General features: G+C 43.0%; 14 protein-coding genes. 4 read left to right on the top strand and 10 right to left on the bottom strand.

Going from position 1 to position 21,860, the window contains the following annotated elements; translation table 11 throughout:
* Positions 1–32 precede the first annotated feature (32 nt).
* From EYW48_RS09120 to cra, 4 genes are all read right to left on the bottom strand, one after another.
* Positions 33–2,084 carry a hybrid sensor histidine kinase/response regulator gene (locus tag EYW48_RS09120; protein WP_277432296.1) on the bottom strand — a complete coding sequence of 684 codons (2,052 nt, stop codon included), beginning with the start codon at positions 2,082–2,084 and terminating at the stop codon, positions 33–35.
* 141 nt (positions 2,085–2,225) lie between these two features.
* A complete protein-coding gene (locus tag EYW48_RS09115) occupies positions 2,226–5,267 on the bottom strand; it encodes an SMC family ATPase (protein ID WP_277432295.1) in 3,042 nt (1,013 codons plus the stop codon).
* Positions 5,267–6,409, bottom strand: coding sequence for an exonuclease SbcCD subunit D (locus tag EYW48_RS09110; RefSeq protein ID WP_277432294.1), 1,143 nt, complete (start codon positions 6,407–6,409; stop codon positions 5,267–5,269). The genes EYW48_RS09115 and EYW48_RS09110 overlap by 1 nt, the downstream gene beginning before the upstream one ends.
* Before the next feature lie 106 nt (positions 6,410–6,515).
* Positions 6,516–7,649, bottom strand: a complete 1,134-nt coding sequence (cra, locus tag EYW48_RS09105) for a catabolite repressor/activator (protein ID WP_274677113.1) — start codon at positions 7,647–7,649, stop codon at positions 6,516–6,518.
* A 161-nt stretch (positions 7,650–7,810) separates the two neighbouring features.
* Between cra and fruB the strand changes: the two genes are divergently transcribed.
* From fruB to fruA, 3 genes are read left to right on the top strand one after another with little or no spacing between them, the layout of a single operon-like run.
* On the top strand, positions 7,811–8,947 hold the full coding sequence (fruB, locus tag EYW48_RS09100) for a fused PTS fructose transporter subunit IIA/HPr protein (protein WP_171980491.1): 1,137 nt from the start codon (positions 7,811–7,813) through the stop codon (positions 8,945–8,947).
* Positions 8,948–8,957: 10 nt separating this feature from the next.
* Positions 8,958–9,911 carry a 1-phosphofructokinase gene (pfkB, locus tag EYW48_RS09095; protein ID WP_171980490.1) on the top strand — a complete coding sequence of 318 codons (954 nt, stop codon included), beginning with the start codon at positions 8,958–8,960 and terminating at the stop codon, positions 9,909–9,911.
* An 18-nt stretch (positions 9,912–9,929) separates the two neighbouring features.
* A complete protein-coding gene (fruA, locus tag EYW48_RS09090) occupies positions 9,930–11,681 on the top strand; it encodes a PTS fructose transporter subunit IIBC (protein ID WP_274681872.1) in 1,752 nt (583 codons plus the stop codon).
* 181 nt (positions 11,682–11,862) lie between these two features.
* On the opposite strand, the gene EYW48_RS09085 is transcribed toward fruA, so the two are convergent.
* The 4 genes from EYW48_RS09085 to nrdD form a co-directional block, all read right to left on the bottom strand.
* Complete coding sequence (locus EYW48_RS09085) at positions 11,863–12,486, bottom strand: ATP-dependent zinc protease (RefSeq protein ID WP_053310639.1); 624 nt, start codon at positions 12,484–12,486, stop codon at positions 11,863–11,865.
* Between the two features lie 28 nt (positions 12,487–12,514).
* Complete coding sequence (locus EYW48_RS09080) at positions 12,515–13,696, bottom strand: amino acid aminotransferase (RefSeq protein WP_053310638.1); 1,182 nt, start codon at positions 13,694–13,696, stop codon at positions 12,515–12,517.
* A 62-nt stretch (positions 13,697–13,758) separates the two neighbouring features.
* Complete coding sequence (nrdG, locus tag EYW48_RS09075; RefSeq protein WP_168524578.1) at positions 13,759–14,226, bottom strand: anaerobic ribonucleoside-triphosphate reductase-activating protein; 468 nt, start codon at positions 14,224–14,226, stop codon at positions 13,759–13,761.
* A gap of 21 nt (positions 14,227–14,247) precedes the next feature.
* Positions 14,248–16,368: an anaerobic ribonucleoside-triphosphate reductase gene (gene nrdD / locus EYW48_RS09070; RefSeq protein ID WP_171980501.1), complete on the bottom strand. Its 2,121-nt coding sequence runs from the start codon at positions 16,366–16,368 to the stop codon at positions 14,248–14,250.
* Positions 16,369–16,661: 293 nt separating this feature from the next.
* Here nrdD and EYW48_RS09065 point away from each other — a divergent pair, with 293 nt between their 5' ends.
* Positions 16,662–17,564 carry an endonuclease/exonuclease/phosphatase family protein gene (locus EYW48_RS09065; RefSeq protein WP_277432293.1) on the top strand — a complete coding sequence of 301 codons (903 nt, stop codon included), beginning with the start codon at positions 16,662–16,664 and terminating at the stop codon, positions 17,562–17,564.
* A 60-nt stretch (positions 17,565–17,624) separates the two neighbouring features.
* Here EYW48_RS09065 and EYW48_RS09060 read toward each other — a convergent pair whose 3' ends face one another.
* Positions 17,625–20,786: an efflux RND transporter permease subunit gene (locus tag EYW48_RS09060; RefSeq protein ID WP_277432292.1), complete on the bottom strand. Its 3,162-nt coding sequence runs from the start codon at positions 20,784–20,786 to the stop codon at positions 17,625–17,627.
* Position 20,787: 1 nt separating this feature from the next.
* A complete protein-coding gene (locus EYW48_RS09055) occupies positions 20,788–21,807 on the bottom strand; it encodes an efflux RND transporter periplasmic adaptor subunit (protein ID WP_053310634.1) in 1,020 nt (339 codons plus the stop codon).
* Positions 21,808–21,860: the final 53 nt, after the last annotated feature.

The following is a 21,860-nucleotide window of genomic DNA, read 5'->3' as shown; positions in this document are numbered from 1 at the left end:
CAAATCTAACCCCAAGAATGCTCTTGGGGTTATTATATCCATCGCCCTAATTTGCTAAGTAATAGATCTTTATCTGCAGGCTTTAATATATGATCATTCATACCTGACGTGCGAATTTTATCAAGTGTTGCTGGGCTAGTATCCCCTGTATATCCGATAATAGGGATATTTTTATATGGCGTAGATCCAGAACGAATCAATGAGGTAGCTTCAATACCATCCATAATTGGCATTTCTATATCCATAAAGATTAAATCTATAGGATTACTCTCAAGCATAGCCATTGCATTTTTACCGTCACTGGCTTGCAATACTTCAAATCCTTGCTTTTCTAGTAATAAAGCGGTGAAGCTGCGCAAAGAATGATTATCGTCGACAAGTAGTATGCGTTTTTCATAATCATACCGCTTAGCTGGTATCTGATTTTTGTCCATCATTAACTCTGAGCTTTCAAACATCAACTGATCAATGATTGCAGCACCACCCAGTAATAACTTGTGCTTTTCAACGGGGTAAATAGTCAAATGGCGATCCATATTTAAAGCATAGTCTTGATTTTGATCGTACAAATAACAAATTTTCGCTTCTGTGAAGTGCAACTTTGACTCTAGTTTTGTCAGGTACTCTGGAGACTCGTTGAGTATTTCCAAATCTACGATGATTAAATCAAACTCAAACTCGAATTCCTCTTTTTCCAAGGCGTCATCTGGCTCAATATTATTCAAACGAAACCCAAGATAAAATGATTTTTCACTCAAATATCGGTTCACCATGCTGGTTCTTCCAATATACAATAACGTCTTAGACTTCATGAGATCTAATTTAATATGTGCAACTTTTTCTGAAGTATAACGTGGGAAGGTTAAGGTAAACTCAGTCCACACCCCTAATATCGAGCGACAACTAATACTACCTCCAAAAGCTTTCATTACTTTACGACAAAATGGCAAGCCTAATCCATAACTGCCATTTTTACCAAAAGTATAGAAGTCTTTAAAAATATCTTCTAACAAGTGTTCTTCAATACCGATCCCATTATCTTTGAATAAAATAGTATGCTGATCACCTTGATTTTTTAAAGTGATATGGATGCTAAATGAATCACCACTCTGATAATAAAATGCATTTTTTAACAAATTATATAGGGTGTACTTTAAAAGCGTACTACTGCCAAAAAATTCAAAATCATCAATCACTTCAAGAGTGACCGATTGTTTATCTTCAGCTTTTTTATAAGAAAAACTGTGTAATGCTTCTTCTACCACAATTTGTGCAGAGATCTTTTTAAAAGTAGATGTTGAAACTCTATTTTGATCTATCGAAGTCAACAACAAATCGATCGTATCATTGCCAGAACGAATCACTTCATCTGCATCATTCAATAGCTCTCTGATAAGAGTCAGATCTTTAGCTGGTAACGGATACACTTCCTTTTTTGATTCATTCGAATTAGGCAAAACAGAACTTAGCACTTCCATTGAGGTTTTTAACGCACTGAGAGGGTTTCTCATTTCATGGGCAATCCCAGCACCAAATGATTTAGCAATGGAAACTTTCGCTTCATGCTCGATTTGATTGCGGAAGTAGAATAAATTGCCAAATACGTAAGTGAATAAGAAGATAGGAATGTAAGGCCATTCAACGATCACAGTTGGTTGAACTAGCATTATTTTATACACGGTAAAATAAGCGCACACTAAGGCAATAACGGCTTGTATTAGCATCACTTTAGTTTCATGTACTAACAAAATATGCAAAAAGATTGAGGCCATAAACGACATTGCCCAAATGGTCGACCAATCATTCATTAACATCATATAGCCAAAAAAGAATGGCAGACAAAAACCTATAACGAACAAGTAATGATAAGGCGCATAACGTTGAATATGCTTGGGAAATACATTTCGAAAAGCAATACTTGCAAATAAGATCGAACAAACACCACGCAGAAGAATACTTTCGTAAGGTTGCGGGAATAAATAGGTCCAAACGAAATAATAAATTGGGAAGCCAACAAACCCCATCCAACCAACGAGGGTCAAATTAGGTTCAGCATATTGGTATATTTTTTTAACAACTTCCATATAACCTTACCAAGTTGGCCTGTCTATTTTCAAAATCATCATTTGTGTCTCCCTATCTATCTAGCCTATGGATAAGTGACACGTGGTTTAACGATCTCTATTTAGCACTATCTTGTATCAAGATAGTTAATACCACACACATTATGCAACAAGTTTTATCGAGCTACCTGTGTTTCTTGTCACATCAACATCGATGCGCAGCGCAATTTGCTCTTTTAATTCGCTAACATGAGAAATAATACCTATCGTGCGACCGCCTTGTTGTAAATCGACGAGTGTTTGGATCGCTAGATCCAACGATTCGGGATCCAAACTACCAAAACCTTCATCGATAAATAACGTATCCAGTTTGATACCACCACTGTACGACTGAACAACATCAGATAAGCCAAGCGCTAAACAGAGTGCAGCCATAAATGATTCACCTCCTGATAACGTGGCAACATCACGCCATTTTCCTGTATAGCCATCTTCGACCATTAAATCGAGCCCAGAACCTGCATTACCTTTGGCGCGTTCTTCTTTGCGTTTTAATAGATAACGTCCTTTACTCATTATCTGCAGCCTCATTGATGCTTGGATAAGCACATCGTCTAACAACACACCAAGTACGAAACGATGCAAACTAACTTTAGCACCCGTTTTGCCATTGGCGATATCGCTCAATGTGCCAAACACTTGGTACTCTTTTTCTAGTGCCTCATTTTTCGTATACAAAATAGCGATTCTTTCTTTGACACCTTGGTAACTGTCCATTTTTGAACGTAATTCAGCTAACGTGTTGAATGCTATTTGCTGCTGTTGCACAGCTTGCTCAACAACCGAGGTATAATCTTCTACATTAGGCAGGTTTTTATCTCGCAACTCATTGGCTAAGGCTTGTAGTTGCCCTTTGAACGTTGCACTCGCATCATCAAATTGTTTGATTCGACGATCAAGTTGCTCAAGCTGCACAGGTGCTAAACGAGCTTGTAAGTAATGTGCTTCATGATCAAAACTGCTGTCCTCAAGAGCGAGCAGCCACTCCGACTGAGCCTTATTCAGTGATTGTTGGCATTTTTGTCGTTGTTCAGCAGCACTACTCTGCGCCGACTCCGTACCAGAAAATTGTGCGCTAGCTTGAGTGTAATTTTCTTTAGTTTCAACATCTAAGCGGTGTAGATTTTCTAATTCCAGCTCGGACTGCAACACAACACCATCTAAATATGACTTATCAAGGTATTGTTGAGGAATGCTTTGGTTACAGCTATCGACTTCAGTTTGCTCTTTCGCTACCGCGATCTTAGCGCCTTCCACTTTCTGCTGTTGTTCATCAAAATTCTGTTTCGCTTTTATCTGTTGCTGCTCGAGCGCATTGATGTGCTGTGCTAATTGGTCTGGATTGAGCTGCTCAAGTTGAATAATTTGCTGCTGTAATTGGTTCTGATATTGCAACAATTGCTCTAAACTTTGTTCCTTCACCGTTAATTGTGCCACAAATCCTTGCTGCTGCTGCTCTAGCAAAGCCACTTGCGTTTCACTGTGCTGCTGACGTTTAAGGATTGCTTGCTCATTAATCAGTTGCTGTTGTTGAGCTTCTCTTGCTTGTTGAACTTGATCTTTAGTCACCGTATCTTCGGAAAAGCTGGCGAGATGAGGATGCTCGCAACTGCCACACACAGGACAAGCATCTCCTTGTTCTAGATTACGAGCCAATTCCGCAGCTTGATTAGTATGCCAAATCATCTCCAGCCTATCGGCATGCCTTTTCGCTTGTCGTGTCACTTGTTGCGCTTGCTCAACTTGTAACAAGATTTGCTTTAGCTGCGCATTTTCAGCACTCAGCTTTTGTGTTGTTTGTTCTATTTTGTGGTGAACATCAATCAATACATTGATATTGCTAAGCTCTAAACGCTTGGTGCTTAACTCTGCCAATTGTTGACCAACATGCTCTAGCTCTTTGCGTTTATCAACTATTTGTTGCTCAAACTGAGTGAGCGCAGCTTGCAGGTTATGCTTATTTTGGGTCGCAATATCAACATCGCGCAGCGCTCTCTGTAATGCTTGCTGATGACTATCGCGTTCAATTAGCTTTGTTTTGATCACATTCAAGTCGTATATTTTCTTTGTCAGACTTGGGATGACTTTTAGTTGTTCGGTGACACGTTGTTGCTCTGTTTTCGCTTCAAGCAAATACTGCTTTGCCGCTGAAAACGCTTTTTCTTTTTCGATCAATACACCATTGGCTTCTTCCAATTGGCGCTGAGAAGCAAGAAAAGTGTTGTAGAGCGAGTCTAGGTGAGTCGCTTTCAACGCATTTTGGCGCTGCAATCGTAACCTATCTATCTCCTCTGTTTGCGAAAGATGAACCGCTTGCTGCTCTAGCAATGAGTGCTGCACCTGAAATTGTTGTGCTAAAGCTTGAGCACTTTTTTGCTCGGCTCTGACGGCCTCAAGTGCTTTTTGACTGTTTTGGTAGGCCAGCTGAGCGCTTTCTAATTCAGGCTTGAGCGATTCAATACTCTCTTGCAGTTGCTGTTCGCTATCCACATTAGCAACGTCCAGAGCACCTTTGATTTGGTTATCAAATTCTTCTTTCTCTTTACGAATACCTGCTGCTTTATCAAAAAGCGCACGCTCAATTTGGCTGTAAATATGGGTTTGGAATAATTGACCGAAAATTTGCTCACGTTCTTTAGAATTTGCCGTCAATAGTTCGCGAAATTTTCCTTGTGGAATAACCATCACTTGTCGAAACTGTTTAACATCCAAGCCAATCAGATCGACCATTGCTTTAGCCACCGGATTCGGGCGATTGGCCAGCAGTTTTAGCTCATCATCAACCAGTTCGTATAACGAGGCAGCATGTGCTTTTTTCGTTGTACCTTCACCGCGCTTTTTGGGCACCTCTTGGTCAGGAGAACGCACCACTTGGAAAATTCGACCACCTAATTCAAAGCGATAAATAATTTCGGTAAAAGTATGAGGGTCAGCATAGTCACAACGCATCTGGTCACCCGTACGTTCACTGCCCGTCGTTTCGCCGTATAACGCATAGCAAATAGCGTCCAGCAACGAGCTCTTTCCTGCCCCGGTAGGCCCATTGATCAGAAATAATGGAGATGCTCCCAAAACGGTAAAATCAACGATTTCTTGTTTAGCAAAAGGGCCGAAAGCCTGCAAAGTCAACTTCAATGGACGCATTACCGTTCAACTCCTGGTTTTAACGCTTGGATAACCTCAACCACAGCTTGTTCTTGAGCAGGTGTCAATGCCTCTTGTTTCGCTTCTAAAAAGAAATCTCGAAACATATCAACTTCACCACGTGCAAGACGAGCACGCCCCATCTCCTGATCCACACCAATCAGCATACCCGGTTTTTCAAGATGCAATACATTGGGGTATGACTTACGAAGTTTCTCCATAGGGTCAAGTATCGCGTGTTTATCCGTTAAACGAACCAATACATAATCATGGCTGTTTGGATCGGTCTTACCCTGTTCAATCACCTCATCCAGTTCGCCTTCAATAATTCGCATACTATGAGGAGCACTCAGCGGGACGTGGGTTGCACTTACAAAACCGTTGCTATCCAATTCAACCAGTGTTGCACCTTTCTTTTGGTGTTGCTCGGAAAAACTGTATTTCATCAACGAGCCAGAATAACGAATGTACTCTTCACCTTTTTTCTGTGGCTGATGTAAATGTCCAAGAGCAACATAATCAAATGGCGTGAAATGTTCATGGCTGACGCGATCCGAACCACCAATTGATAAAGGACGTTCAGATTCAGACTCGATTGCTCCGTCGACGAAGCAATGACTGATCAAAACATGGCGTTGTGTTGTGTCCCATTGTTCGGTGATTTGTGTAGCAAGATATTGATGGGCTTCGTTGTGATCAGCCACTGACACTGAAAAATGGTGACGAACCGATTCGGGGTCGTTATACGGTATTCCGTAAAAAGCGACTTCGCCTGACAATGGTGTTCGCAACACCACAGGGTGCATCATCTGCTCAAAATTACTGATGATGTGCAGGCCGGAATGCTGCATCTGTTTGGCCGCAAAACCAAGCCGTTTCGCACCGTCATGGTTGCCAGGGATGAGAATCATTGGAATGCTTAAGTCATGGCATACACGCGTCACTACGTCATCTAACAATTCAATGGCAGAGGTTGGCGGCACGGAACGATCATAGATATCCCCCGCCACGACCAAAGCATCGACAGGGTTATCTTGTAAATACTCAATCAGTTGGTTGAGTACGTCTCGTTGATCATCTAATAGAGAAACATTGTGGAATTGTCGGCCGAGATGCCAGTCAGAGGTGTGAAGAAACTTCATTCCAACCCTAAAATACAGTGATACGCGTCGCTCTATGATACCCGATTAGCAAAGAAATGCGATCTAGCAGCTCTCAAAACTTGTCCGCTAGAGACATTGTTTGTCGTTACGCAGATCGCACCTTCAATTTTCGAGGTATTAATTCAATGCCCGCTTGATAACGTTTTGCTGAAGCGTTTAATGCAAGGGCTAATGCGCTGTCTGCAATTAGCTCAAATTGCTGTGGCAATGAGTTAATTTTGAACGGCAGAAAATCAAGTAATCGGTTGTCACCGAAAGTGGACAACTTAACTTTATTGACCAATTGAGGTTGATCAAGTAAGACATCGAGGATTCCCTCTAACAACGTATAAGAGGTCGCAACAATGGCATCTGGCATTTGATCATTCTCTAACCAATTCAATACCACTTTTTTACCTTCTTCACGGTTAAAGTGTTCGCCATAACCCACAATACTTGCAATATTTTGACTACGTAGCGCCGACTCAAAGCCTAATTGACGTTCTTGAGAAATATTAAGTTCTGGCAATGCGCCAACCAGTCCTACGGTTTTTATCTCTTGGTTAAGTAAAGAATGGGTCAATTCATAAGCAGCGCTAAAATCTTCGCTGATAACACAAGCAAAAAATTCATCATCTAACGGACGGTCAATTGCAATGACTGGCGTACCTGCATTTTGTAATTTTTGATAAAAATCACTAGCATTAGGAATTGCGCTAGCAACAAAAAGCGCCTCAATTCGACGAGAAACTAAGGCATCCGCGACCGACATTTCAGTTTGAACGTCATCATCAGAACAGGCGATCAAAATTTGGTAGCCCGCCTGGCGAGAGTTTTGCTCAAGCAATTTAGCTAAACGAGCGTAACTGGTGTTTTCGAGATCAGGAATAATCAACCCAAACGATCGGCTATTGCCAGCTCTTAATGCAGAGGCAGCATGATCTGGGCGATAGTTATGAGCATTGACCACGTCCATCACTTTTTGCTGTGTTTTTTCACTAATTCGATACTTCTGAGCTTTGCCATTAATTACATAACTGGCCGTGGTTTTAGAAACACCAGCCAACTTGGCTATTTCATCTAGTGTCATATCAACTACTCTTATTATGTGCGTCTGATCATAGAAATAATCATTCGATCTCTGATGAGGTTGAATTATACGCTGAATCGATTCAGTATTAAAGCTGAAAGGATTCAGCAAAACCAAGAAATGATAAACAACACGACATTTAGTGCTCATTTCAACCAACAACACCATTTTTTGATAATAAATGCGTTTGCTGAATTTTTTTGGACTGAAAGCTGAATCGATTCAGCTTGATATAATACGATTATTAAACTATTACTGATTTTATTTCTATTAGTGATAACGAATAAGCCGCAAGGCAACAAGGGGCCAACATGCTGCAACTCACCTCAAATAATATTAAATTGAGCCAATCGCAAGCCAATAAACAAGATGCGATTCGAGCTATCGCTGCCGATCTTGCTGAAAAAGGACTGGTCGATTCTGGCTATGTTGAAGGAATGCTCAACCGAGAAGCACAGAATTCTACGTTCCTTGGCAATGGTATCGCTATTCCACACGGAACGACTGACACACGTTCATTGGTTAAACAGACGGGTGTGGCTGTTCATCATTTTCCTTCAGGTGTTGATTGGGGAGATGGTAATACGGTTTATGTTGCTATCGGTATCGCAGCAAAATCAGACGAACATTTAGGTATTCTTAAACAACTTACCAAAGTGCTTTCAGCCGATGGCGTGGAAGAAAAACTAAAGCAAGCAAGAACCGAAAACGACGTTATCGCTTTACTTAATGGTGAAGTTCAATTTGAGACTGATTTTGATGCATCTCTTATTCAACTACTTTTCCCTGCCAGTGATATGGTGCAACTGAGCGCGGTTGCTGGTGGCTTGCTGCGCAACACCGGTTGCGCTGAAAATGACTTTGTTGCGGAACTGGTGACTAAAGAACCGACACATTTAGGCAAAGGTTTATGGCTAGTCAGCAGTGATAAGTCCGTGAAGCGTACGGCGATGGCTTTTGTCTCCACAGCTAATGCTTGCGAATACAACCAAATTCCAGTTAAAGCATTGATTGCACTTGCGGCATGTAACAGTGCTCACCAAAATATACTGAGTAAAATTTCACAACTGATCTTCCAACAACAGCAAGATACTTTACTCAATGCAACGACTGAGCAACTTTTAGCGTTCTTCAACAATGAAGAAACAGCCACTGCTGAAGAAAGCAACTCTGGAAACGTAGCGGTATTCAAAATTAAGAATGCTCACGGTCTGCATGCTCGCCCCGGTGCAATGTTGGTTGCAGAAGCGAAAAAATTTGAGTCGGCAATTAAGGTCTCCAATCTTGATGGTGACGGTAAAGTTGTGAACGCAAAAAGTTTGATGAAAGTGATTGCGCTTGGTGTTAAGCATGGCCATCAACTTCAATTCTCAGCAGAAGGTCCAGACGCGGCTCTGGCTTTAGAATCCATCGGTAAAGCGATTGCTTCTGGCTTAGGCGAAGGTTGAGGACATAATTATGACCAATAAAGTTGTCACTATCACCCTCAACCCAGCACTTGATTTAACGGGTAGCCTTAACACACTCAATATCGGCTCTGTTAGCTTGGTTGAGCAAGGTTCACTTCATGCCGCAGGTAAAGGCGTAAACGTTGCAAAAGTACTGAGTGATTTAGGTGCTCAAGTGACCGTCACGGGCTTTCTTGGCAGTGATAATCAAGAAATGTTCTGTCAGTTATTTGAAGAAATAGGCGCACAAGATGAGTTTGTTCGTGTTAATGGTTCAACTCGGATCAACGTTAAATTGGTAGAAGCCTCCGGTGAAGTGAGTGATATCAATTTCCCTGGTGTTGCTGTCACGCCAGTTGCGATTGAACAGTTTGAACGAACACTACTAAGACTTGCCGAGGATCATGATTTCTTTGTGTTAGCGGGTAGTTTACCACAAGGCATCTCACCTGCGCTTTGTGCATCATGGATTGAAAAACTGCACTCTATGGGTAAAAAAGTGCTGTTTGATAGCAGCCGTGACGCCCTCAAAGCTGGCCTAGATGCACATCCTTGGCTTATCAAACCGAATGATGAAGAGTTGTCTCAATTTGTCGGACAAGATCTTCACTCACCAGAACAATGTCAACAGGCTGCCGCGCAACTCGCTGAGAAAGGTATCGACAATATTGTGGTTTCCATGGGCGCTAATGGTGTGATGTGGCTCAATCAAAACCAATGGCTACATGCGAAACCACCCCGCATGCAAGTAGTCAGCACTGTGGGTGCGGGAGATACACTCGTCGCCGGACTTTGCTGGGGACACATGCAAAACATGGAAAAAACTCAGCTACTCACATTCGCTACAGCACTTTCTGCACTTGCTGTCACTCAAGTGGGCGTTGGTATGTCAAACCCTGAACAATTAGAAACCCTACAACAACAAATCCAATTACAACCCGTTAGTCAAAGTGCTAACTCATAAGGACAGAAGGTCGTAACTATGAATATTGCCATTATCACTGCATGCCCTAGTGGCGTCGCAAACAGCATTATCGCTGCCGGATTACTTGAACAAGCAGCAAAATCCCTTAATTGGACTGCTAACGTTGAATGTCATTCAAGTGTCATTCAAGGTAATACGCTCTCCGATAGTGACATTACTAACGCAGACGTCGTTATTATTGCGGCAAACACACCGCTAGATACTACTCGCTTCATCGGCAAAAAAGTGTATCAAAGTGAGATTTCCGCTTGTACCTCAGATCCTAGTGCTTTTTTGAACAAAGCGGTAAACGAAGCGACTGAACTAACCGCGCAAACTGCTACCACTTTATCGGCTCCTGTTGCGACAAATACTGCAGCCAATGCCATTAAAAAGATTGTTGCAATTACGGCTTGCCCAACAGGTGTCGCTCATACATTTATGGCTGCAGAGGCTTTGGAAGAACACGGTAAGCGCCTTGGCCACCAAATTAAGGTTGAAACCCGCGGTTCAGTCGGTGCAAAAAATCAATTAACAACCGAAGAAATTGCTGATGCTGATCTGGTTATCATTGCAGCAGACATTGAAGTACCACTTGAACGCTTTAATGGCAAAAAATTGTACAAAACCAGCACCAGCCTTGCACTGAAGAAAACCGAGCAAGAAATTACTAATGCCTTTAATCAAGCGGCTACTTACACGCACTCTTCATCAGCCAATAGTAACCAAACTGAAGAGAAAAAAGGTGTTTACAAACACTTGATGACTGGTGTTTCACACATGCTTCCAGTCGTGGTCGCAGGTGGTTTGATCATCGCGCTATCCTTTGTTTTCGGTATAGAAGCGTTTAAAGAAGAAGGCACATTAGCCGCCGCGTTAATGACTATTGGTGGTGGTTCTGCCTTTGCTTTGATGATCCCTGTGCTTGCGGGTTTCATTGCGTTTTCTATTGCAGACCGCCCTGGCCTTGCTCCTGGTTTGATTGGCGGTATGTTGGCAAGCTCTACTGGCGCAGGTTTCCTTGGCGGTATTGCGGCCGGTTTCATTGCCGGTTACTCAGCCAAATTTATTGCTGATAAAGTCTCATTACCTCAATCAATGGAAGCATTGAAACCAATTCTAATCATTCCATTTATTGCGACTTTGATTACTGGCTTGGTAATGATTTACATCGTCGGTGGTCCTGTAGCTGGTATCATGACAGCAATGACAGAGTTCCTGAACAACATGGGTTCTGCTAACGCGGTCTTACTCGGTGTTATTCTTGGTGCAATGATGTGTTTCGACCTCGGTGGCCCAATCAACAAAGCGGCTTACACTTTTGGTGTTGGTCTACTAGCTTCACAAACTTACGCCCCTATGGCTGCCATCATGGCCGCAGGTATGGTACCAGCATTAGGCATGGGTTTAGCGACATTCCTAGCGAAAGATAAATTTGAAGCGGGTGAACGTGAAGCGGGTAAAGCATCATTTGTTCTTGGCTTATGCTTTATCTCTGAAGGTGCTATCCCATTTGCAGCTAAGGACCCAATGCGAGTCATCCCTGCATGTATGGCGGGTGGGGCATTAACAGGTGCACTGTCTATGCTATTCGGTGCTAAATTGATGGCTCCACATGGCGGTCTGTTTGTGCTACTAATCCCAAATGCAATCACACCAGTATTGATGTACCTAGTTGCCATTGCAGCAGGTACAGCAGTGACAGGCTTTGGTTACGCTTTCTTGAAAAACCGTGCTAAAGCGGATGATAAGTCGGCGGCAACCGCTTAAAAACAATAAAATTTAAACCTGTGAGCAGCATGCTGCTCACTTCTTTTTTCTTAGTCCCCCTCGACTAACTTGCCAGTGAATTGCTCCTTTCACTGGCTTTTTTATGTCTGTAACTCACTTTCATTACGTAATAAAAAACCAGCAACAGAGTGCTGGTCTATTTAATACATTAATAAGACAGTTACTTATGCTTGTCCTGGACGTATTTACGGCTTACATCAACAACGGCAACATCTTTAAAGAAGCTGCGCCCCAATAACAACGGAAATGTTAAGTGAGTGCGGTCAGCCAACGTAAATTCCGTTCTCTCTTTAAGATCACCGATTTCTATCCATGCCACTACTACGGCACGCTGTTGTGTACCTTCAGCACTAGATTGACGAATATTCACCCAACGCTCAACTGGTAAGCTGATCTCGTCACTTTTAACATTATCATGCTCAATTCTGAACTTAACCCAATCTTTCCCGTCGCGCTCAAAGTTAACAACATCAACCGCACTGATTGAAGAAGTCGTCGCCCCTGTATCAACACGCGCTCTGAAATTTTCGTTTAAACCGGGGACATATACCCACTCTTTTTCACCCAGAATCAACTTGCCATCTGACGTTTTTTTCGCCTTGAGGACAATCGCTGGTTTTTCGACCGGCTTTTCAGCCGGTTTCGTTTGCTGTTCAGTTTCTGGTTTGGGTTGTTCAACTTTAGGTTTTTGCTCCGGTTCAACGGGTATTTGGCTAGTAGTACTACACGCCATTAAACTGCCACTGAGCATTAAAGGAACAATAACTTTCCATTGCTGTTTCATTCATTCACCTAATCAAACTGATAAAAATTTAAGAGATGTTTACTATCGCTTCTGCTACATAAGGAATGTGTTTTTCAGATAGACCTGCAATATTAATTCGACCATCCCCCACTCCATAAATACCATATTGCTCACGTAGCTGAGTCATCTGGTCTACAGTAAAGCCTAGCACAGTAAACATGCCCTTGTGACTTTCGATAAAGTCGAATTGTGAAGTATTATGTTGATTTCTCAATTGATTACACAAGGTTTTACGCAGGTTTAACAAACGCTGCTGCATTTCACTTAACTCTTGCTTCCAAATTGCAGTTAACTCTTGATTTTGCAAAATCGTTTTCACCAATGCAGCGCCATGGTCAGGTGGCATGGTGTACGTGGAACGCGCTAGCGTCAGAAGTTTGCCTTTTGCATTCGCCACATCTTGCGCATTTTTACCCACAACAATGGCCGCTCCCGTCCGTTCACGATACAGGCCAAAGTTTTTCGAACATGACGTAGTAATCAACATTTCTTCTATGTTATCAGCCATATAGCGAAGACCTTGAGCATCTTCTTCTAAACCATCGCCAAAACCTTGGTATGCAATATCAACAAACGGAATAAATCCGTTCTTTTGCGCAAGCTTAGTAATTTCTTGCCATGCAGCAAAATCGATATCAGCACCTGTTGGGTTATGGCAACAACCATGTAAAAGCACCACATCTTTTGGCCCTGCTTGTGCTAAATCTTCAAGCATACGTGCGGTATCTACTTGTTTAGTATCACGGCTGAAGTAAGCATAGTATCTCACTTTCAGGCCAGCGGCTTCCATTACAGGTTTGTGGTTCACATAGCTAGGATCGGTGATCCATATTGTAGTTTCAGGTTGAGCAATACGCATGAGATCGCCAAGCATTCTCAGCGCACCACTGGCACCAGGAGTTTGAATTGCAGCTACGCGATCCATCGCTGATGTTCCTGAAAGCAGCAAATTAACCATGCTTTGGTTAAACTCTTCGCAGCCAGCAAGTCCAACATAAGCTTTGGTGGTTTGTGTAGCGACAACAATGTCTTGCGCTTTAGCGATTGAGCGCATGATTGGCGTTTCACCTTGGCTATTGCGGTAAACGCCAATGCCTAGGTCAACCTTTTCAGCGCGAGGATCGTTACGATATGCAACGGATAATGAAAGTATTGGATCAAGTGTTGGTGTTGGTAAGTGTGAAAACATGAAAGTCACAACCCTTTGAAATTCAAGCAATGACCTTCACGTTAACACTAGATACAGAATTTTTACAGTCTAAATTGATGGATTATTTGATTGGAACTACCACGCCATTCCAAGCTTGGATCGGCTTTATCTTGTTCAAATTTACCATCGACTAATACATCAATATATTCAATGACTTGCTGCTGTTCATTACTGAGTTCATTTAACGTGTAGCCGGTCCATAGCCAGATATCTTTACCCTGACATTCAGCTTTAACTCGCTTAACCAAGTGTAATATGGAAGCGACATTTTGTGGATGCAGTGGGTCTCCGCCAGACAATGACAACCCGCGACGTTTAATGCGAGTATCGTTGAGATCAGCAATGATTTGATCTTCTAATGCCGCACAATAAGCATGACCAGATCGCAAAGACCACGTTCCTTGGTTATAACACCCCTTACATTGATGCTCACACCCAGAGACAAACAGCGTGCAGCGTGTCCCTGGGCCATTGACTACGTCAATCGGGTGATATTGATGATAATGCATTGAAATCTCACTGACCCAGTATTACAGATGCTTCACGCGTCGTTTAACTTCTTCTTGCTTACCGAAGTTAAATGGGCGTGCATCTGGGCTACCCAAGTAACCGCACACTCGACGAGTCACCGATACTTTAGAGGAATCATGGTTACCACATTTAGGGCAAGTGAAACCTTTGCTTGTACATTCAAACTCACCAGTATAACCACATTCATAGCATTCATCGATAGGCGTGTTTGTACCGTAATAAGGCACGCGGCTATAGCTGTAATCCCACACATTTTCCAACGCTTCCACGTTTCTCTGCATGTTTGGAAACTCGCCATAACAGATAAATCCACCACTAGAAATGTCTGGGTAAGGCATCTCAAAGTCAATTTTATCGTACGGGTTTACTTTCTTCTGAACATCTAAGTGGAAGCTGTTGGTGTAATAGCCTTTGTCTGTGACCCCTTCAATAACACCAAACTCTTTAGCATCAATACGGCAGAAACGGCTACAAAGGTTTTCACTAGGCGTGCCGTACAAGCTAAATGCATAACCGGTTTCTTCAGTCCACAACTCCACGGCATCTTTTAAGTGTTTAATGATATTTAACGCCTGCTCGCGCAATTCACTATCGTCATACACATGCTTCTGCTGACCAAACAATGCGGTGATAGTTTCATGAACACCGATATAACCTAGTGAGATTGAAGCGCGACCATTTTTGAAAATATCCGCAATAGAATCATCAGCTTTCAAGCGCACACCACACGCCCCTTCCATATATAGGATTGGCGCAACTCGTGCTTTCACTTTTTCAAGACGGCTAATACGCGTTTCGAGTGCACGACGAGCAAGTTTTAGTTTTTCATCCAACAATACGTAGAATTTGGTCACATCGCCACCCGCTTTTAAGGCGATACGTGGTAAGTTCATGCTAACCACGCCTAAGTTGTTGCGCCCTTCGTGGAGTAACTCACCATTTTCTTCGTAAGTATTCAAGAAACTGCGACAACCCATTGGGGTTTTGAATGAACCTGTCACCTCAACCACTTTATCGTAGTTTAAAATATCTGGGTACATACGCTTAGTCGCGCACTCTAGAGCTAATTGTTTGATGTCGTAATTTGGATCTTCCGCTTTGTGGTTTAAGCCGTCTTTGATAGCAAAGACCAATTTAGGGAACACTGCGGTTTTGCGATTTTTGCCTAAACCCGCAATGCGATTTTTAAGAATCGATTGCTGGATCAGTTTTGATGCCCAGCTCGTCCCTAAACCAAAACCGAAAGTAACAAACGGTGTTTGCCCATTCGCGGTATGTAGTGTATTGACTTCGTACTCAAGGGATTGGAATGCGTCGTAACACTCTTTTTCAGTACGTGAAATAGCAAAATCTTCAGGATTATGGATATCCCACTCTTTGGCGATTTCTAAATGTTTTTCGTAACTGGTGATCACATACGGTTCAAGCACTTCATCAATACGGTTGATGGTCGTGCCACCATAAATGTGACTTGCCACTTGAGCAATAATTTGCGCAGTCACCGCCGTTGCCGTCGAAATCGATTTTGGGGTGTCAATTTCTGCATTACCCATTTTAAAGCCGTGGGTTAGCATCCCTTTCAAATCGATCAGCATGCAGTTGAACATCGGGAAAAATGGAGCGTAGTCAAGGTCGTGATAATGAATATCACCTTCGTCATGAGCCTGCACAATATCGCGAGGTAAAATGCGCGTTTTTGCATAGTGCTTAGCCACAATACCCGCTAATAAATCACGCTGTGTAGGGATCACTTTACCGTCTTTGTTGGCATTTTCATTGAGCAAATCTGCGTTGCTTTCTTCAATCAAACCTTCGATTTCTTGTGTTAAAGCACTCTGTTTTTCACGTGCGATATCACGGTCATGACGGTATTCAATGTATGAACGAGCTAATGCTTTATAAGGACCTTGCATTAGCTCGTTCTCTACCAGAGTTTGAATTTCAGCGATATGGACTTCATCGTAATCTTTCAGCTTTATTTCAACCGCCAGAGCAACATTTAACGCATAAATAGCGATCTCTTGGTCGACATGCTCAGCAGCACTTTCAACAGCAGATTGAATGCGATCACGGTTGAACGGGGCTCTCGATCCGTCACGTTTGATTACGATAGGTTTCACCATTTCTCCTTACCCCGAGCATACCCACAGACTTATCCACAAATACACTATATAGAGCAGTTTATTATCCGACTGACACAATATGTTGTGGCGTATTTAACGAGAACGACTACTCCAGCGTATTGATTTAGATCAACAAATAACGAGCATCGTACAAGATCAATTCGATCTTAGAGTGTTACTTCTCACTTAGAAAAGAAACGATGAAAATTGCAATTTTGGGTGATTTTTTTCTTGAATTTTCACAAAACCTGCTAGGCTAAAGGCTTAGATGAGGCAGGCAAAATATTCGTATGAAAAAATCAAAAATTCGACGTGTTTTAACGGCAGGAATACTTTTTACGATCTCTTTTTGTGGATGGGCACAAAATCTCAAATTAGCGACATGGAATATAGAGTGGTTGTCGCTGACACCGTCGGCAAAAATTACCGAGTCACAACGAACTGAACAAGATTTATCGGCTCTAAACCACCATTTTCAACATGTTGCACCCGATGTGCTGGCATTTCAGGAAGTCGATAGCCAAGAAGCAATACAGCGCGTGGTAGGGATGGAATATGATGTGCTTATCTCTGATCGCTCAAGCAAAGACAACCGCCATTATCAGTTTAACGACCAGAATCAATACACAGGTTTTGCTATACGCCAAGGCATTCCTTTTTCTGATCCTGACGATCTCAACCTCACGCCCAACAACAAGCATAAGCTTCGCTTTGCGAGCTATGTGGTTCTTTATCCAAACACTCCACGACAGATTCATTTGCTATCGGTACACCTCAAAGCAGGTTGTAGCGGAAAATACCGAGCGAACTCAGCCAACTGCACAACCTTGAAAACACAAGGCCTAGTGCTCAATCAATGGCTATTAGAAAAAGAGCGGTTGAATCAAGCCTATGCCATCCTCGGCGATTTCAATCATAACTTGGCCTACTCCAACGACTGGTTATGGCAGGTAATAACCGAAGGGACAGCTCAATCCCCACTACTGGCTAGTCAACATACAGCCGCGATTTGTAAGGTACGCTCTAACCAAAACCCACAACAAACTCATCAGTTTCGTTCTCTGATTGATCATGTGATTGTCAGTCGCGCATTAGAAACATCACAAACTCAACAGATCACCTACCCAGGTGAGCAAGTCCTCAAATACCGCTTGAGTGACCATTGTCCAATAACCAGTGTGATCGATTATTAAACTAAAAAGGCCGCCTCATTATTAAATAAGGCGGCCAACGACTAGATTGCGCATTTCATGCTAATGGTGGCAAAAACGTTTCTTCATCACCACATAGTACAGAACAGGAATCACCAGCAAGGTCAGTACCGTCGATACAAATATGCCAAAGATAAGGCTGATAGCTAGACCATTAAAAATGGGATCATCCAGAATGAATACCGCACCGATCATTGCCGCTAACGCTGTCAACATAATCGGCTTTGCTCGCACCGCGGCCGATTGAATTACCGCTTCCGAAAATTCCATTCCGGCTTCAACCTGTTGGTTGATAAAATCCACCAGCAAAATCGAATTGCGCACGATGATCCCCGCCAGTGCGATCATCCCAATCATGGACGTGGCGGTAAACTGAGCGCCTAAAATGGCATGCCCTGGCATCACACCAATAATAGTGAGTGGAATTGGAGCCATAATAATCAAAGGCACAAGATAAGATTTAAATTGAGCAACCACCAATAAGTAGATCAAAATCATTCCCATGCCGTAGGCAATACCCATGTCGCGGAAGGTTTCATAAGTGATGGTCCATTCACCATCCCAGAATATTTCCACACCATTTAAACCCGTGGGTTGATGAATATAGTACTGCTCAACCGGTAGCCCCAACTCATCCATATTAAGTGCCATTTCAAACATGCCATATAGTGGACTATCAATTTCACCCGTCATATCAGCAACAACCATCACCATCGGTAGCAGGTTTTTATGCACAATATAGTCATCCATTTGCGTTTGACGCACTTCTACCAAATCCGATAATGGGTACGCACTGCCCGTCAAACTCCCCACTTTCATATTCAGCACTTGCTCTAAGCGAACTTTTGCCGTTTCAGTCGCTTGAATTTGAACGGGAATCGGATATTTACTGTGCTCGCTGTGCAAGTAAGTGACTGGCTTTCCACCGACTGCTGTTGCCAATGCATCAACAATCGACGCATAAGGTACTTGGTAGTGAGAAGCTTTGCTGCGATCAATCACCACTTGCCATTTTTGATGAATTTCAGGCAAGTACATATCGACATCAACAATATCTGGTGTTGAACGGAAAATATCTCTTAATTGTCGCGCAGCTTGTGCTCTGATTTCAGGTGTTGGTCCATATACTTCCGCTAAGATAGGCGACCAAACGGGTGGCCCGGGTGGTACTTCGACGACCTTTACCTTACCGCCAAATCGCTGAGCAACCTCATTAAGTAATGGGCGAACTTCACTTGCAATGCTGTGACTGTCTTTATCTCGCTCTTTACGCCCAAGTAAGTTAACTTGAATGTCCCCTTGGTTGGCTTGGTTACGCATAAAATAGTGACGTACAAGACCATTAAAGTTAATCGGAGCCGCCGTACCTGCATAAATTTGGTAGCCACTCACTTCTGGAACATTATTAAGCACCGCACCTAATTCAAACAACACACGTTGCGTTTTTTCAAGTGAAGCACCTTCTGGCATATCAAGTACAACTTGGAACTCAGATTTATTATCAAAAGGCAGCATTTTTAAGATGACGGCTTTCGTCACTGGTAGCAAGATTGACCCAGTAATAAGGGCAAACACCCCCAACAGCAACAACCAACGATTACGCCTCTGTGACGATGAGGTTACAAAGGGGTTCATGATGCGATGGAAAATACCGCTCGCGGCTTTGCCTTCTGGATGATGTGGCGCTGATTTAAGAAATTTCCCTGCAAGCCATGGTGAAAGCACAAACGCCACCGCCAGAGATATCAACATCCCCATCGATGCATTGATCGGAATAGGGCTCATATACGGTCCCATTAGCCCCGAAACAAAAGCCATCGGCAATAGAGCGGCAATCACTGTTAGCGTCGCTAAAATCGTCGGTCCACCGACTTCATCAACAGCAACCGGGATAAGCTCCGACAATTTATTTTTGCCCAGCGCCATATGTCGATGGATGTTTTCAACCACGACAATAGCATCGTCAACCAAAATGCCAATCGAAAAGATCAACGCAAAAAGTGAAACGCGATTGAGTGTAAAGCCCCACGCCCATGAGGCAAAAAGTGTGATCATCAACGTAACAATAATTGCAATACCAACCACTATCGCTTCACGCCAGCCCATCGCAAGCACAACTAAAATCACAACCGCAGTGGTAGCAAAAATTAATTTGGCTATTAAGGTATTACTTTTGTCAGCAGCTGTCTGGCCATAATCACGGGTAATTTCGACATTGATACCTTTAGGTATCAATTGATTCTCTAATTCAGCAACACGCGCCTCAACAACTTGAGCGACTCGCACCGCATTTTCGCCCCCTTTTTTAGCAATGGCTAGTGTGACCGCAGGATAAATGCCTTGCTTATCACTGGTCCAAACATGTTGTGTTGGGGTATCAACGCCTAAGTTTACTGTAGCGACATCAGATAAATAGAATGGCGTATTGTTATGTAGCCCAACAACCAGTTGTTTTACTTCTTCTACTCGAGTTAAAAACTGACCTACCTGAATCGGAAACTGCTGATTGTCATGTGTCAACTTCAGCATAGTTGAACTGGCATTCGCCGCAGGTAAATGCTGATTAAGTTGATCTAACGTGATACCAAAGCTATTCATTTTGACGGGATCTAATCGAACATCGACAATCGTAGGTTGGCGTCCAACAGTGTAGATATCACGTGTGCCATCAATCCGCTTAAGCTCCGTTTCTAAACCATGAGCTACTTGCGTTAGTTGTTGACTATCATAAAGCCCTGACTTGTCTGATAAGGTGATGCTGACAATCGGCACATCTTCAATGCCTTTGGGTTTAATGATTGGTTCACCGACGCCGACACCGGCTGGCATCCAATCTTTATTTGAATAGAGCTTATTATAAATACGCACTACAGCTTCGTTGCGTGGTACTCCAACCTCAAAGATGGCCACAATCATTGCGCCATCAGGTTGAGAAAAAGAATAGATCTTATCAATTCCTTGAATTTCAGAAATGATCTGTTCAGCAGGATTGGTGACTAAACTTTCAACTTCCGCAGGTGAAGCGCCGGGGAAAGGGATATAAACATCGGCAAAGGTGACATCTATTTGCGGCTCTTCCTCTTTAGGGGTCACCATCACAGCGAATACACCCATCAACAACCCAACCAAAGCTAACAAAGGGGTCATTGCTGAATTCTGGAATGCTTTTGCTATTCGACCTGAAATGCCTAAACGATTATCCATATCACTCACCCACTTGTGTAAACGCACGACTTACAACCGTGTCACCTTGTTCCAAGCCAGACAACACTTCGACATATTCACCATAGGTTTGTCCTAAACGTACAGGGTTCAAAATACGTTGTTCATCCACCATGCGATACACCGCGCTAAGTTCAGCTCGGCGCAAAACTGCCGAATTCGGCACAAGCATGACATCACGTTGACCGTAGTTAAATTCAGTTTTGACCCACATTCCTGGCATAAGAGTTTCTGCAGAGTTGAATTGCCCTGTTTGTGGTAAATCTAAGCGAATTTTGAAGGTGTGAGATTGAGGATCTGCGTAGCTAAACAGGCTAAATTCTGTTGGTGTGATTTTTTCGCCACTAGGCGCGATGACTTGAAATTGGTCAATGGTCGTCACATTAGGTTGATAACGTTGTGGGATCTCGGTTTCTACTCGCAATTTATCCAATGAAAAACCGCTAATCAGTGCCATTCCTGGCGAAACCGTTTCACCTAACTCAACATGGCGTTGAGTCACAACACCGTCATAAGGTGCCGTAATATTGGTGTAGCCTAGTGATTCTTTCGCTTGTGATACGGCAGCTTTTGCCGCTTTCACAGCGGCAGCGCTGCTGCGCGCTTTCGCTTCAGCACCATCCATTTGGTCTTGAGAGATCGCGCCTTTAGGAAAGAGTAAACGATAACGTTTAACCTGAGCTTGGGCTTCTCGGTTTTGTGCTTCAGCGCTGGCTAACTGAGCTTGAGATGCATCTAAAGATGCCGATTGCTGAACCGCACTGATTTCAAGCAGAACCTCACCGCTTTTAACATAGTCGTTTACGTCAACATATAGACCAACAACACGGCCAGACGTTTGCGCTGCCACTGTGCCCTTATTCACAGGCTGAACAACACCGTCAAGTTCAACTCGTTGCGGTAGTCGTTCACTTTTTACTGTGTATAACGCACTAGCATAGGCGCTGATCCCGTAACTACTACTGACTAAGGCAATTAATACACTCCAAGATAGCCTTTTCATCTTTCCCCCTCACTTATCATTACGATTTCATCTGCCTATACCAGTTTAGATAC

Source organism: Vibrio sp. 1180_3 (assembly GCF_029478545.1).
Classification (GTDB): domain Bacteria; phylum Pseudomonadota; class Gammaproteobacteria; order Enterobacterales; family Vibrionaceae; genus Vibrio; species Vibrio aestuarianus.
This window is presented reverse-complemented; position numbering and strand designations above follow the sequence as displayed.